The following is a 744-nucleotide window of genomic DNA, read 5'->3' on the forward strand; positions in this document are numbered from 1 at the left end:
GAGACGGTCGAATGGTCATTGCGCTCAGCCGCGCTTTGGGACGAAGTAAAAGATCGCCTAAACGACAGCGCGCTCGGTCTGTCTGGCGGTCAGCAACAGCGTTTGGTTATCGCGCGTACGGTTGCTGTAAAACCAGAGGTATTGCTGCTCGATGAGCCGGCTTCAGCCCTTGATCCACTCTCAACACTGAAGATTGAAGAGCTTATTCATCAGCTTAAGGATGACTATACTATTGTTATCGTTACCCACAACATGCAGCAGGCTGCACGTGTTTCTGACTACACCGCATTCATGTATATGGGCGATTTGATCGAGTTTGGTAATACAGACCAACTGTTCACAAACCCGAGTAAGAAACAGACAGAAGACTACATCACAGGCCGTTACGGTTAATTTCACGGACGATAGATAAGGGGATACATAATGAGCTCACCAACACATGAGTCACACAACCAGCATATCTCACAACAGTTCAATCAGAACCTGAGTGAGTTGCGCAGCCACTTTCTCGAGATGGGCGGCCTGGTCCAAAGACAAATCACCGACGCCGTGGAGTCTCTCTTGGAATCTGACACGGCGCTTGCCGAGAGTGTTCGAGATACAGAGAAAAACGTCGACGATATGGAGCGGATGATCGATGAGGAATGTACACAAATCATTGCTCGAAGACAGCCCGCTGCCAGCGATCTTCGCTTGGTTATTTCCACGGTTAAGATGGTTGCCGATCTCGAACGAATCGGTGAT

At 49.3% G+C, this 744-nt stretch carries 2 protein-coding genes; both read left to right on the forward strand.

The genetic code is table 11. The features are described from left to right. A partial coding sequence (locus A3750_RS14585; protein ID WP_156498604.1) for a phosphate ABC transporter ATP-binding protein occupies nt 1–393 on the forward strand: 393 nt, incomplete at its 5' end. Between the two features lie 30 nt (nt 394–423). Then, nucleotides 424–744, forward strand: a 321-nt coding sequence (locus A3750_RS14590; protein WP_304440196.1) for a PhoU domain-containing protein, incomplete at its 3' end; no start/stop codon positions are given.

It is taken from the genome of Oleiphilus sp. HI0079 (assembly GCF_001635105.1).